This is a genomic window from Acinetobacter sp. DL27 (assembly GCF_055810995.1).
This window is the reverse complement of the sequence record NZ_CM147947.1, coordinates 2,571,147-2,584,292: the sequence shown is the minus strand read 5'-3', so window position 1 is coordinate 2,584,292 and position 13,146 is coordinate 2,571,147. Positions and strand designations below refer to the sequence as shown.

Sequence of the window (13,146 nt, the reverse complement as noted above, 5' to 3'; positions counted from 1 at the left end):
CAGCATGAAATTAACTAAAGTTATGCCGAACGCGCAACAGTTACAGAATATTACGTAGTTCGCGTGCGGTTTCTTGTAGTAATGGCAGTATGTGTTGAATCAAATACTCTTTGGTTGTGCGCATGGTAGGTGAAACAATATTTAAGGCGGCAATCACTTTTAACTGTTGCCCATAAATCGGAACGGCAAGGGCATGTACGCCCAATTCATGTTCCTCACATGAATAGCACCAACCTTGCTCTCGAATTTCATGCAATAAGGCCAGAAACGTTTCATTGTTGGTATGGGTGTATTTGGTTAGGCGTTGTAGCGGATACTGATTCAGCCATTCACACTGTTCCTGATCATCTAGATAGGCCAGTAAAATTTTGCCTGCCGATGTCGCATGTGCGGGTAAGCGATTTCCCAAATGTAGACCATAAGGATTGACACGGTCTGTTTGCTGGTGCGCGGCACTGCGTGCAATGGTAATGGCTTCATAGCCATCGAGAACCATAACGGAAAAAATGAGTGAGGTTTGATTGGTGAGCAGGTTCAGCAAAGGTTGTGAAATTTTAGGAAGATGTGCTCCACCCAAGTAAGAGCCTGAAAACTTAAGAATTTTAGGAGTTAAATAAAAATAATGACCATCAGATTCTAAATAGCCTAAATATTCAAGGGTGAGTAAATGGCGTCGTGCCGCGGCACGGGTCATGCCTGTGCGTTCTGCGGCCATAGTGATATTTAAACGATGTCGATCAGTACCAAAGCTGTCGAGAATGGCCATGCCTTTACTAATACCTGCGACAAAATCTTCATGTCGAATGGTTTTTTTTTTGTCTTTATGTTGAAGACATTTTTCTGTTGTCTCAGTTGCTTCTTCCATCGTGTTCCCTTTATCCATTTTTATTTCTTCATTATTTTTACTATAACGTGAAATCAGAGTGAAATAATCAGGTTTTGTTCGATATATAGGAATTTTGTTCGATCATCGAACAAAACCTATGGTCACTATCTATCCTAAAGTGGAGAAATTATAAAAAATGAACAGATAAGGAAATCGAACTAAAAAACTAGGGAATGTGGTTTTAGCTGAATCATCCTCCAGTATAAGTTAGTTTTCCGCGCCTTTTCAAATTTGCATGATGCACAATGGAGTTATCTAATGATAGATAAAAGCGCGGCATCCCTCGCGGAAGTGCTCTCCCAAATCACCGACGGCTCAACCATCATGATTGGTGGTTTTGGTACAGCAGGACAACCTGCTGAACTGATCGATGGCTTAATTCAACTCGGCATTAAAGACCTCACCATCGTCAGTAACAACGCAGGTAATGGCGACTATGGTCTGGCGAAATTACTCAAAGCGGGTGCCGTGAAAAAAGTCATCTGTTCGTTCCCACGTCAGTCCGACTCTTGGGTCTTCGATGAACTCTATCGTGCAGGCAAAATCGAACTGGAATTGGTACCTCAAGGCAACTTGGCCTGTCGTATCCAAGCTGCAGGCATGGGACTCGGCGCAGTCTTCACCCCAACAGGTTATGGCACCTTATTGGCCGAAGGCAAAGAAACCCGTCACATCGACGGTAAAGATTATGTACTGGAATATCCAATCAAAGCTGACTTTGCTTTGATTAAAGCACAGCAAGGTGACCGTTGGGGTAACTTGGTCTACCGCAAATCGGCACGTAACTTCGGCCCGATTATGGCTATGGCCGCAGGTGTAACCATTGCACAAGTCTCTGAAGTCGTGGACTTAGGGGCTTTAGACCCTGAACACATCATCACCGCAGGTATTTTTGTTCAACACGTGGTGCAGGTTAAACCTGAACCAGTTGCTGTGTAATCGGGAGAACATCATGAGCTATCAAAAACTCAGCCGTAACCAAATTGCAGAACGTGTGGCACAAGATATTCCCGATGGGGCTTATGTGAATCTTGGGATTGGCTTACCGACCAAGATTGCCAGTTACCTACCAAGTGACAAAGACGTGTTCTTACATTCTGAAAATGGCTTATTGGCTTTTGGTCCACCACCTGAAAAAGGTCAAGAAGACCCTGAACTGATCAATGCAGGTAAAGAATATGTGACCATGCTGCAAGGCGGTGCCTTTTTCCATCATGGGGACTCTTTTGCCATGATGCGTGGCGGGCATTTAGATATTGCTGTATTGGGCGCCTTTCAAGTGGCAGCCAATGGTGACTTGGCCAATTGGCATACCGGTGCACCTGATGCGATTCCTGCTGTTGGTGGTGCAATGGACTTAGCTGTTGGTGCTAAGAAAGTGTTTATCACCACTGATCATGTCACCAAACAAGGTGAACCGAAAATTGTTGCGGAACTGACTTATCCAGCCACGGGTTTGAAGTGTGTTGATCGTATCTACACCGACTTGTGTGTAATCGATGTGACCGCGGACGGTCTTAAAGTGATTGAAAAAGTCGACGGTCTAAGCTTTGCAGAATTGCAGGCAATGACCAGTGCAACTTTAGTGGATGCGACACAAGGATAATTAATCCCTCTTGCGAAGCAGTGCTTCTCACCCTTTAAAAAGGGGGATTCAAAGGGAAAATGAAATATGAAAAACGCTTACATTATTGACGCTATTCGTACCCCATTCGGACGTTATGCCGGTGGACTCGCCCCAGTCCGTGCCGATGACTTGGGTGCAGTGCCGATTCAAGCCTTGATGCAACGCAATCCCAGCGTGGATTGGACCCAAGTCGATGACGTGATCTATGGCTGTGCCAACCAAGCCGGTGAAGACAACCGTAATGTCGGTCGCATGTCTGCACTGCTTGCAGGTTTACCCGTTGAAGTTCCTGCCACGACTGTGAATCGCTTATGTGGTTCATCTTTGGATGCGATTGCCATGGCAGCCCGTGCAATTAAAGCCGGAGAAGCGGATTTAATCATTGCAGGTGGCGTCGAAAGTATGTCTCGTGCACCTTTTGTGATGGGCAAATCAGAAACTGTCTATGGCCGTAGCCAGAAGATTGAAGACACCACCATGGGTTGGCGTTTTATCAATCCGAAGCTCAAAGCGATGTATGGTGTAGACACCATGCCGCAAACCGCAGAAAACGTGGCACAACAATTTAATATTGATCGCGCAGATCAAGACCAGTTTGCCTTGGCGAGTCAACAGCGCACCGCAACCGCGCAAGCTCAAGGCTTTTTTAAACATGAGATCATCCCGGTGAGCATTGCGCAGCGTAAGGGTGATCCAATTGTGATCGATACCGATGAACATCCACGTGCATCGACTACCTTAGAAGGTTTAACCAAACTTAAGCCAGTCGTGACAGCAGAAGGCACCGTCACTGCGGGGAATGCATCAGGCATCAATGACGGTGCGGCTGCTGTACTGATCGCTTCAGAACAAGCGATTAAAGAGTACCAGCTTAAACCACGTGCCAAAATCATTGCTTCAACAGCAGTGGGTGTAGAACCTCGCATCATGGGCTTTGCGCCAGCACCTGCCATCAAAAAGTTACTGAAACAAGCCAATCTGACATTAGAACAGATGGATGTGATTGAACTGAATGAAGCCTTTGCGGCACAAGCACTGGCGGTAACGCGTGACCTTGGTCTAACGGATGACAGCACACAAGTGAATCCAAATGGCGGTGCAATTGCGATTGGTCATCCACTGGGTGCATCGGGTGCACGTTTGGTCACCACAGCATTAAATCAATTGGAACAAACCGGTGGCACCTATGCGCTATGTTCAATGTGTATTGGTGTCGGTCAAGGCATTGCTTTGATTATTCAGCGCGTTTAAAGCAGAGTTAAGGATAGCGATCATGAGCCAGTTATATGCCAGCTTATTTTACCAAAACGAGGTGACTGAAATTTTCAGTGATCGCGTGTTGGTGTCATACATGATTGAGGCTGAAGTTGCCTTGGCACAAGCACAGGCTCAGGTCGGTGTCATTCCAGAATCTGCGGCAACAGCAATTTCAAACATTGCAGCAACTGCAATTGATCAGATTGACTTTGATGCTTTAGCTATTGCTACAGGCTTGGCGGGCAATATTGCGATTCCTTTTGTGAAGCAATTAACTGCGATTGTGAAACAAAATGATGAAGATGCAGCGCGTTATGTGCATTGGGGCGCAACCAGTCAAGACATTTTAGACACTGCCTGTATTTTACAATGTCGTGCTGCAATGACGCATGTTGAAGCTTTAATTCACCAATGTTACCGCACTGCATTGACCCAAGCTGAACAGTATCGCTCACAAGTGATGATTGGACGCACATGGTTGCAGCAAGGGTTGCCGATTACTTTGGGGCATAAATTCGCGCGTTGGGCCTCGGCATTTCATCGTGATTTAGCCCGTATTGAAGCCATGAAAGCACGTGTTTTTACTGCTCAATTAGGCGGTGCTGTGGGTTCATTGGCTTCATTGCAAGCACAAGGTACTGCTGTGGTTCATGCTTATTCCGTTCAGCTACAGCTTTCAGTCCCAAATTGTACTTGGCATGGTGAACGAGACCGTATTGTCGAAGTGGCGAGTGTTCTAGCGATAGTGACAGGTAGTCTGGGCAAAATGGCGCGTGACTGGTCGTTGATGATGCAAACTGAAATTGCAGAAGTGTTTGAGCCGGCAGCGAAAGGGCGTGGGGGATCATCGACCATGCCACACAAGCGTAATCCTGTTGCTGCGGCATCCGTTTTGGCAGCAGCCAATCGTGTACCTGTGTTGATGTCGAGTTTGTATCAAAGCATGGTGCAGGAACATGAGCGTAGTCTAGGTGGATGGCATGCAGAATGGTTGGCATTGCCTGAAATTTTCCAACTCTGTGCGGGTGCTTTAGAGCGGACTCTGGATGTGTTACAAGGCATGCAAGTCAATGCTGAAAATATGCAACGCAATTTGGATTGTACCCAAGGCTTGATTATGGCGGAAGCGGTGATGATGGCTTTGGCACCACATATGGGGCGCTTACAGGCACATCATGTAGTGGAAGCAGCATGCAAAATAGCGGTTGAAAAAGGTGTTCACTTAAAAGAGGTCATTACTGAACTCGATCCAGTCAAAGCCTATTTTAGTGCAGCTCAGATTTCAGAAATTTTTAAACCCGCGTCATATCTAGGCAATATTCAAGACCAGATTGATTCGGTTTTGCGGGAAGCAAAAGGAATATCACGATGACCAATCGTCAAGGCAAGACTTTATCTGTTGCAATCAGTGGGCAAGACCATGCACCTGTGATTGTATTTTCAAACTCATTGGGTACAGATAAAGGCATGTGGCAGCCACAAGTTGCTGCCTTCGAACAGCAGTTCAAAGTGGTGACTTATGACACGCGTGGTCATGGGCAAAGTGATGTGATTGAGCAGACCACTGTACAAAACCTTGCTGAAGATGTGATTGATATTCTGAACGGTTTAAACATTGAAAAAGCGCATTTTTGCGGGATTTCAATGGGCGGCATGACGGCTTTGTGGCTCGGTATTCACCATGCAGATCGTTTTCATAGTATCACTGTGGCGAATTCAGCAGCCAAAATTTGGACTGAAGAAGGTTGGAATGCACGTGCAGATGCTGTGACAGCCAATGGCTTAGCAGATTTGGTCGCGACCACGCATACACGCTGGTTTAGTGAGCAGTTTGATTATCAACACGATACTTTGGCGCAGCGTACCATCCAATCTTTAGCGACTACACCAGCACTGGGCTATGCAGAATCTTGCCGAGCGCTCGCGCAAGCAGATCTATCTACTCAAATTCAACAGATTCAGATTCCAACTTTAGTGATTGCAGGCGCACTTGACCCAGTTACCACAGTAGCAGATGGCGTCTTTATGCAACAACAGATTCAAAAGAGTGAATTAGCGGTGATTGATGCATCGCATCTTTCCAATATTGAGCAACCTGAGCTGTTTAACCAAACTCTCAGTCAGTTCATTGGATCGATTCAATAGTTTAAGGATTTTTAAAAGGACTTTCAGCCCAAGGAGGCAGGTATGGCGTCTCAGGAATACGCTACTCAAAAAACGAGTATAGACGCACAAGCACTGATTAATGATGCACCGATTAGCAAATATCAGTGGTTGATCGCAATTGTATGTTTTCTCATTGTTTTTGTTGATGGTATTGATACTGCGGCAATGGGTTTTATTGCTCCAGCCTTGGCACAAGACTGGGGAATAGACCGCTCGCAATTGGGTCCAGTCATGAGTGCGGCTTTAGGCGGCATGATTATTGGTGCTTTGGTGTCTGGTCCAACCGCTGACCGCTTTGGGCGAAAGATTGTTTTAAGTGTTTCGATGCTGATTTTCGGTGGCTTTACTTTGGCATCGGCATATGCAGCTGATTTAAATACCTTGGTGGTCCTGCGCTTTTTAACCGGTATTGGTTTGGGTGCAGCGATGCCGAATGCAACCACGCTATTTTCTGAATATTGCCCACAACGCTCTCGCTCGCTACTCGTGACCTGTATGTTCTGTGGATACAACTTGGGGATGGCGACAGGTGGTTTTATTAGCAGTTGGTTGATCCCAACCTTTGGTTGGCACAGCTTATTTTTGCTAGGCGGTTGGTCGCCACTGATTTTGATGATCTTGGTGATTTTCTTCTTACCTGAATCTTATCGTTTCTTGATTGTGAAAGGTCGTGACCCCGAAAAAGTTCGCAAAATTCTAACGCGTATTGCACCGACGCAAGTACATGGTGTTACTGAGTTTCATGTACCTGAAGAAAAAACGGAAGGTGGAGAGAAGAAAGGTGTGTTTGGCATGCTGTTCTCTCAGAAATATGTCAAAGGCACGGTTTTATTGTGGCTGACCTATTTTATGGGTTTGGTGATGATTTATCTGCTCACCAGTTGGTTACCAACCTTAATGCGTGAAACTGGCGCAACGATGGAACGTGCTGCATTTATTGGTGGTTTATTCCAGTTTGGCGGTGTCCTCAGTGCTTTATTTATTGGCTGGGCAATGGACCGTTTCAACCCGAACCGCATTATTGCAGGCTTCTACTTTGTCGCTGGAATCTTTGCCTTTGCCGTAGGTCAGAGCTTAGCAAATCCAACCTTACTTGCCATTTTAGTGCTTTGCGCTGGTGTTGCAATTAATGGTGCACAGTCGGCTATGCCAGCACTCAGCGCTCGTTTTTACCCAACCCAATGCCGTGCAACAGGTGTGGCTTGGATGTCTGGGATTGGTCGTTTCGGTGCGGTATTTGGTGCATGGATCGGCGCAGTTTTACTGGGCAATGACTGGTCGTTTACAGCTATTTTAAGTCTACTGTTAATTCCAGCAACAGCAGCAGCGGTCGCTATTTTTGTTAAATCACTGGTCGCACATACCGATGCGACCTAATTGAGGTTTCTCCCATGAATGATGAACAACGTTATGAACAAGGAATCACTGTACGCACTGAAGTGCTGGGTGAAAAGCATGTCGGTCGTTCACTTGAGAACTTGAATGATTTCAATGCTGACTTTCAAAATTTTATTAGCCGTTTTGCGTGGGGCGAAGTCTGGTCTAGACCAGGCATGCCGCGCCATACCCGTAGCTTAGTCACCATTGCCGTTTTATTGGCACTGGGCCGTGAAGACGAACTACGTATGCATTTACGTGCTTGTTTTAACAATGGTGTGACCAAGGACGATTTAAAAGAGTTGATTTTGCATTGTTCCCTGTATGCCGGTTTACCTGCAGCCAATGCAGCCATGCACATGGCAGAAGAAGTTTTCGAAGATTTGGGTATTGCCCCGCAAAAGCTGAACGAACAGCAGCTGAGCCAAGAACAAACGAATCAAGAGTAATGGAACAAGATTAAGAGGGACGTCACATGTCGCAACTTATTTTAGGTGCTTATGCACAACGCAATACCGATGATCATCCGCCAGCATATGCACCCGGCTATAAAACCAGTGTATTACGCTCGCCAAAAAATGCGTTGATTTCGATTGCAGAAACCTTAACTGAAGTGACTTCACCGCAGTTTAGTGCGGAGCAGTTTGGGCCTAAAGATAACGATTTGATTTTGAACTACGCCAAAGAAGGTTTGCCGATTGGCGAGCGCATTATTGTGCATGGTTATGTGCGTGATCAGTTTGGTCGTCCAGTCAAAAATGCCTTACTCGAAGTGTGGCAAGCCAATGCTTCAGGTCGTTATCGCCATCCAAATGATCAGTTTATTGGTGCGATGGATCCGAACTTTGGCGGCTGTGGTCGCATGATGACCGATGCCAATGGCTATTTTGTATTCCGTACCATTAAGCCGGGTCCTTACCCATGGCGTAACCGTATTAATGAATGGCGTCCAGCGCATATCCATTTCTCTTTACTTGCAGATGGTTGGGCGCAGCGTCTTATTTCACAGTTCTATTTTGAAGGCGATACGCTGATTGATTCGTGTCCAATTATTAAAACCATTCCTTCGGAAGAACAACGTCGTGCATTGATTGCCTTGGAAGACAAGAGCAACTTCATTGAAGCAGACAGCCGTTGTTATCGTTTTGACATCACTTTACGTGGTCGTCGTGCGACTTATTTCGAAAATGATTTGACTTAATTCAGGGAGAACAACATGAACCATTGGAACTTTCAAGAATTGCATGAAACGCCATCTCAAACAGGTGGGCCATACGTACACATTGGTTTGTTACCACAACAAGCCAACATTGAAGTCTTTGAAAACAACTTTAATAATCAGTTGGTTCAAGAAAAAACCTTAGGCGAACGTATTCGCTTAGAAGGTCAAGTGTTCGATGGTTTAGGCTTGCCGTTACGTGATGTATTGATTGAAATCTGGCAGGCGGATGCCAACGGTGTGTATCCAAGTGCAGCCGATATTCAAGGCAAAGCAGTTGACCCAAATTTCCATGGTTGGGGTCGTACAGGCGCAGACTTTGAAACTGGTTTTTGGAGTTTCAATACCATTAAACCGGGTGCGGTTCCGGGACGTAAAGGGACAACTCAGGCACCGCATATTGCACTGATCATTTTCGCACGCGGTATCAATATTGGCTTAAACACCCGTGTGTATTTTGAAGATGAAGCTGAAGCCAATGCACAAGATCCTGTACTCAAAGGCATTGAGTGGGCACCTCGTCGTCAAACCTTAATTGCGAAACGTGAAGAACGTGATGGAGAAGTGGTGTATCGCTTTGACATTCGTATTCAAGGCGAAGACGAAACCGTGTTTTTAGATATCTAAGTTGATTCAGTTCAGTGCAGAACACTTTGCACAGGCTCGATAGATAAAAGTTTATACGTGGTGATGGTATGACCCATTTCATCCATCCCACGTATGTTTGCCGTTGATGCCAGAAGTCAGGCAATAGTTTGTAAATACAAGGAAATGTAATGATGAAGATTAAAAAAATTGCGATGCAACTCTGTTTAAGCAGTGCTGTTTTAGCGGGAATGCCTACGGCATTTTCAGCCGAAGTTGCTCCTACAACACAACACTATATGGTGAAAAACCTTAATATTGGTGACTTACCTGTCAAAACTATTGTGCCGATTACCGCAAAGACAGCGGAGCAAGCCATTGCCCAAGCGCAAGTGATTGCCAACAATCCAAACGCTGACGTGGCTGAGTTTCGTATCGACCTATTGGAATTTTCTGCTGACACAAAAAAAGTCATCGCACTGGGTCAGCAGTTGAATCAAATTTTAAAAGACAAACCGTTGATTGCGACCATTCGTACCCATAACGAAGGCGGTAAAATGACGGTGTCTGATCAAGACTATGAAAAGATTTATCGTGAATACCTGAAAAAGCCATTTATGCAATTGCTGGATATCGAAATGTTCCGCGATGCTGGCAGTGTAGCGAAATTAACCCAATTGGCACATGACAAGAAAGTGTTGGTGATCATGTCAAATCATGATTTTGCCAAAACACCTGAGCAACAAGACATTGAAAACCGTCTGCTAAAACAAGATCAGATGGGTGCCGACATTCTAAAAATTGCGGTGATGCCAAAGTCAAAACAAGATGTCTTTACCCTCATGAATGCCACGTTGGCGGTCAGCCAAAAAAGTCAGAAACCACTGCTAACCATGTCGATGGGGCAGTTGGGTACGATTTCACGTGTCGCGACTGCCAATATGGGCGGCAGCCTAAGTTTCGGCATGATTGGTGAAGCCTCTGCACCGGGTCAAATTGATGTGATTCAACTCAAACAGTTGCTCAAAACAGTACAACCGACCCCTTAATGCACTGTGTTATTCATCTTCAAGGATAGAAAAGGATTTAAAATATGAAACCATCAACTTTACGTTTGACCACATTGGTTTTGAGTTTAGCGGCATCAGGTTTTGCCAGTGCAGAAACTTATATTGTGGATCGTTATCAGGACGATACTGCAAAAGGTTCACTACGTTGGGCGATTGAACAATCAAATGCCAATGCGACGCAAGAAAATGAAATTCAAATCCAAGCTGTGGGTAAAGCACCCTATGTAATTAAACTGAATCAAGCTTTACCGCCAATTAAGTCTTCAGTGAAGATCATTGGGACGCAGTGGGACAAAACAGGCGAGTTTATTGCGATTGATGGTTCCAACTATATTAAAGGTGAAGGTGCTAAAGCATGCCCGGGGGCAAATCCTGAACAGTATGGCACCAATGTCCGTACCATGACTTTACCCGGTTTAGTGCTGCAAGATGTGAATGGTGTGACGCTAAAAGGTCTGGATATTCACCGTTTCTGTATTGGCGTTTTGGTGAACCGTTCAAGCAATAACTTGATTCAACATAACCGTATCAGTAATAACTACGGTGGTTCAGGCGTGATGCTGACAGGTGATGATGGTAAGGGCAATCCAACCTCAACCACCACCAATAACAACAAAGTTTTAAATAACTTGTTTATAGATAATGGTGATGGTCTAGAGCTGACGCGTGGCGCGGCATTTAACCTTGTCGCTAATAATCTATTTACTTCAACCAAAGCCAATCCAGAACCGTCACAAGGTATCGAGATCCTGTGGGGTAATGACAACGCGGTGGTGGGGAACAAATTTGAAAACTACTCGGATGGTTTGCAAATCAACTGGGGTAAGCGCAATTACATCGCTTATAACGAACTGACCAACAACTCGATAGGTTTTAACCTCACCGGTGATGGCAACATTTTTGACAGTAACAAAGTTCATGGTAACCGTTTAGGGATAGCCATTCGTTCAGAAAAAGATGCCAATGCCCGTACAACCTTGACCAAAAACCTAATTTGGGACAATGGCAAAGATATTAAACGCTGTGAAGCAGGTGGTTCGTGTGTACCTAATCAGCGTTTAGGCGCAATTGTGTTTGCTGTGCCTGCGCTTGAACATGCGGGCTTTGTCGGTTCTCGTGGGGGTGGTGTGGTCATTGAAGCGGCGAAACTGCAAAAAACCTGTACCCAGCCAAATGAGCAGGGCTGTAATGCGATGCCAAACCAAAACATCCAAGCACCACGTTTAAGCTATAGCAAAGGTCAAGTCACCGCTACAGTTCAAGCACAGCCAAATCAACGCTATCAAGTTGAATTCTTTGCGAATCGTCAAGCGAAGAGTCAAGAAGCAGAGCAGTATTTAGGTACTCAAGTGGTGACTACGAATGCACAAGGTCAAGGTCAAGCAATGTGGAAAGTAGCCAGTGGTGTGGCGAATGTCACCGCCAATGTGACTGACCGTTTAGGGGCAACTTCTGAACTGAGTCCAGCCGTTCGAGTCAAATAATAAAAACCGCATGGAAAGCTCACTTGAGTTGAGCTTTCCTCACAGAAAAGGATGTTTGGGATGCAACAACAATTATTAAGAATCGGCACATTGTCTTTGGCGCTTATGACTTGCCAATTGGCTTCAGCCAATGAATTTTATTCGGCAGATCGTCAATGGTTATTCGGTGATTGGAACGGTGAACGGAAGCAACTGGAAGATCAAGGTTATAAATTTACAGCTTCAATTATGAGCCAAGCAGCGACCAATTTGGCTAGTGGTTATAACGATGACAGAAGTTTTGACAATGCTGCACAGTTGACCTTAGGTGCCAATTTTGATTTAAATAAAATTGCAGGTTGGGAAAATACCACAGCCGGCTTAATGATTACAAAACGTGATGGTAACGCCCTAACGCTTGAACGCATTAAAGACCCTCGTGCTAGTACCTTGGGCAACAGCCAAGAAATTTATGGTCGTGGCAAAATTTGGCGCTTAACCCAAGCATGGATCAAAACAGGATTTGACGACAACCGCGTCCAATTTAAGATTGGTCGTATGGGCATGTCCGATGACTTTAACAGCTCACAATGTGAGTTTCAGAACTTACTTTTGTGTGGTGGGCAGCTTGGAAAATCCATCGGTTCGATTTGGTATAACTGGCCTGTCAGCTTATGGGGCACCAATGTTAAATACCAATTTGCACCAGACTGGTCACTTGGCATTGGCGTCTATGAAGTCAACCCAGACAATGTCAAAACAGACTCAGACAGTGATGGCTTTAACCTCGATATGGACAATGTCGAAGGGGCTACCATTCCAGTTGAACTGGCATGGAAACCAAAACTTGCCACATTTAATAGTTTACCGGGCGAATATAAACTCGGTGCACTGTATTCCACAGCAGAAGCAAAAGATGTGGGCACATCAGGAGAAATCCACGATGGCAAATATAGTTTTTGGTTGAATGCTCAACAACAACTGACTCAACACGGGGCTGATCCGAAGCGTGGTTTATACATTAGCTTTAATGGGGTAGTGAACGATAAGGCCACAACATTTGTAGAAAGTACACAACAGCTCGCACTTTGGTATAAAGGTCCATTCGATAGCCGTCCAAATGATTCCATCGGCTTTGGTTTAGCCAACTATGTGGTGAATGACCGTGTGACAGATAAGCAAATAGCCACCAATGAAAGTCGTGGTTATTACAGTTATGACGCGCTCGCCAGCGATTATGTCCCAATTCAACATGACGAACTCAATGTTGAGTTGAACTATACCTATCAATGGTCACCTGCGGTGATGCTCAGACCCAACCTGCAATATATCTATCAACCTTCTGGCGTAAAAGAAGTGGATGATGCTTGGGTGGCGGGCCTTAGCGTTAAGGTGAATTTTTAATCGTATTTAAAGTGAAAGAGTGTTTAAAATATCAGCAATACTGTTGCTGAATTTAAACACTCTTTTTTCATTGTTGAAGCAAGTTAATTGTG

At 45.1% G+C, this 13,146-nt stretch carries 13 protein-coding genes; 12 read left to right on the top strand and 1 reads right to left on the bottom strand.

Annotated features, from left to right (window positions below):
• Positions 1-40: 40 nt before the first annotated feature.
• A complete protein-coding gene (pcaU, locus tag AC0KVP_RS12515; protein ID WP_473340519.1) occupies positions 41-865 on the bottom strand; it encodes an IclR family transcriptional regulator PcaU in 825 nt (274 codons plus the stop codon).
• 279 nt (positions 866-1,144) lie between these two features.
• Between pcaU and AC0KVP_RS12510 the strand changes: the two genes are divergently transcribed.
• The 12 genes from AC0KVP_RS12510 (at position 1,145) to AC0KVP_RS12455 (ending at position 13,054) form a co-directional block, all read left to right on the top strand.
• Positions 1,145-1,825, top strand: a complete 681-nt coding sequence (locus AC0KVP_RS12510) for a 3-oxoacid CoA-transferase subunit A (RefSeq protein ID WP_336955493.1) — start codon at positions 1,145-1,147, stop codon at positions 1,823-1,825.
• 13 nt (positions 1,826-1,838) lie between these two features.
• A complete protein-coding gene (locus tag AC0KVP_RS12505; protein WP_473337040.1) occupies positions 1,839-2,492 on the top strand; it encodes a 3-oxoacid CoA-transferase subunit B in 654 nt (217 codons plus the stop codon).
• 66 nt (positions 2,493-2,558) lie between these two features.
• Positions 2,559-3,764 (top strand): 3-oxoadipyl-CoA thiolase, encoded by a 1,206-nt coding sequence (gene pcaF, locus AC0KVP_RS12500; RefSeq protein WP_473337037.1) that lies wholly within the window; start codon positions 2,559-2,561, stop codon positions 3,762-3,764.
• 22 nt (positions 3,765-3,786) lie between these two features.
• Complete coding sequence (pcaB, locus tag AC0KVP_RS12495; protein ID WP_473337033.1) at positions 3,787-5,142, top strand: 3-carboxy-cis,cis-muconate cycloisomerase; 1,356 nt, start codon at positions 3,787-3,789, stop codon at positions 5,140-5,142.
• Positions 5,139-5,915, top strand: coding sequence for a 3-oxoadipate enol-lactonase (pcaD, locus tag AC0KVP_RS12490; protein WP_473337030.1), 777 nt, complete (start codon positions 5,139-5,141; stop codon positions 5,913-5,915). Before pcaB ends, pcaD begins: the two co-directional genes overlap by 4 nt.
• 42 nt (positions 5,916-5,957) lie before the next feature.
• Positions 5,958-7,313 (top strand): 4-hydroxybenzoate transporter PcaK, encoded by a 1,356-nt coding sequence (pcaK, locus tag AC0KVP_RS12485; RefSeq protein ID WP_100355949.1) that lies wholly within the window; start codon positions 5,958-5,960, stop codon positions 7,311-7,313.
• Positions 7,314-7,327: 14 nt separating this feature from the next.
• A complete protein-coding gene (pcaC, locus tag AC0KVP_RS12480; protein ID WP_473337025.1) occupies positions 7,328-7,762 on the top strand; it encodes a 4-carboxymuconolactone decarboxylase in 435 nt (144 codons plus the stop codon).
• A gap of 26 nt (positions 7,763-7,788) precedes the next feature.
• The gene (gene pcaH, locus AC0KVP_RS12475; protein WP_087014105.1) at positions 7,789-8,514 is read left to right on the top strand and encodes a protocatechuate 3,4-dioxygenase subunit beta; all 726 of its coding nucleotides are present in this window, start codon (positions 7,789-7,791) and stop codon (positions 8,512-8,514) included.
• A gap of 15 nt (positions 8,515-8,529) precedes the next feature.
• Positions 8,530-9,159: a protocatechuate 3,4-dioxygenase subunit alpha gene (pcaG, locus tag AC0KVP_RS12470; protein WP_473337022.1), complete on the top strand. Its 630-nt coding sequence runs from the start codon at positions 8,530-8,532 to the stop codon at positions 9,157-9,159.
• Positions 9,160-9,308: 149 nt separating this feature from the next.
• On the top strand, positions 9,309-10,166 hold the full coding sequence (aroD, locus tag AC0KVP_RS12465; RefSeq protein ID WP_473337020.1) for a type I 3-dehydroquinate dehydratase: 858 nt from the start codon (positions 9,309-9,311) through the stop codon (positions 10,164-10,166).
• Between the two features lie 44 nt (positions 10,167-10,210).
• Positions 10,211-11,671: a NosD domain-containing protein gene (locus AC0KVP_RS12460; RefSeq protein WP_473337017.1), complete on the top strand. Its 1,461-nt coding sequence runs from the start codon at positions 10,211-10,213 to the stop codon at positions 11,669-11,671.
• Positions 11,672-11,776: 105 nt separating this feature from the next.
• Positions 11,777-13,054, top strand: a complete 1,278-nt coding sequence (locus tag AC0KVP_RS12455) for a carbohydrate porin (protein ID WP_473340517.1) — start codon at positions 11,777-11,779, stop codon at positions 13,052-13,054.
• Positions 13,055-13,146: the final 92 nt, after the last annotated feature.

Excerpts from the sequence above, each read along its gene's own strand:
- pcaG (WP_473337022.1), top strand. The coding sequence starts at position 8,530 with ATGAACCATTGGAACTTTCAAGAATTGCATGAAACGCCATCTCAAACA.
- pcaH (WP_087014105.1), top strand. The coding sequence starts at position 7,789 with ATGTCGCAACTTATTTTAGGTGCTTATGCACAACGCAATACCGATGAT.
- pcaF (WP_473337037.1), top strand. The coding sequence starts at position 2,559 with ATGAAAAACGCTTACATTATTGACGCTATTCGTACCCCATTCGGACGT.
- pcaB (WP_473337033.1), top strand. The coding sequence starts at position 3,787 with ATGAGCCAGTTATATGCCAGCTTATTTTACCAAAACGAGGTGACTGAA.
- AC0KVP_RS12460 (WP_473337017.1), top strand. The coding sequence starts at position 10,211 with ATGAAACCATCAACTTTACGTTTGACCACATTGGTTTTGAGTTTAGCG.
- AC0KVP_RS12455 (WP_473340517.1), top strand. The coding sequence starts at position 11,777 with ATGACTTGCCAATTGGCTTCAGCCAATGAATTTTATTCGGCAGATCGT.
- AC0KVP_RS12505 (WP_473337040.1), top strand. The coding sequence starts at position 1,839 with ATGAGCTATCAAAAACTCAGCCGTAACCAAATTGCAGAACGTGTGGCA.
- pcaK (WP_100355949.1), top strand. The coding sequence starts at position 5,958 with ATGGCGTCTCAGGAATACGCTACTCAAAAAACGAGTATAGACGCACAA.
- AC0KVP_RS12510 (WP_336955493.1), top strand. The coding sequence starts at position 1,145 with ATGATAGATAAAAGCGCGGCATCCCTCGCGGAAGTGCTCTCCCAAATC.
- aroD (WP_473337020.1), top strand. The coding sequence starts at position 9,309 with ATGATGAAGATTAAAAAAATTGCGATGCAACTCTGTTTAAGCAGTGCT.
- pcaC (WP_473337025.1), top strand. The coding sequence starts at position 7,328 with ATGAATGATGAACAACGTTATGAACAAGGAATCACTGTACGCACTGAA.
- pcaD (WP_473337030.1), top strand. The coding sequence starts at position 5,139 with ATGACCAATCGTCAAGGCAAGACTTTATCTGTTGCAATCAGTGGGCAA.
- pcaU (WP_473340519.1), bottom strand. The coding sequence starts at position 865 with ATGGAAGAAGCAACTGAGACAACAGAAAAATGTCTTCAACATAAAGAC.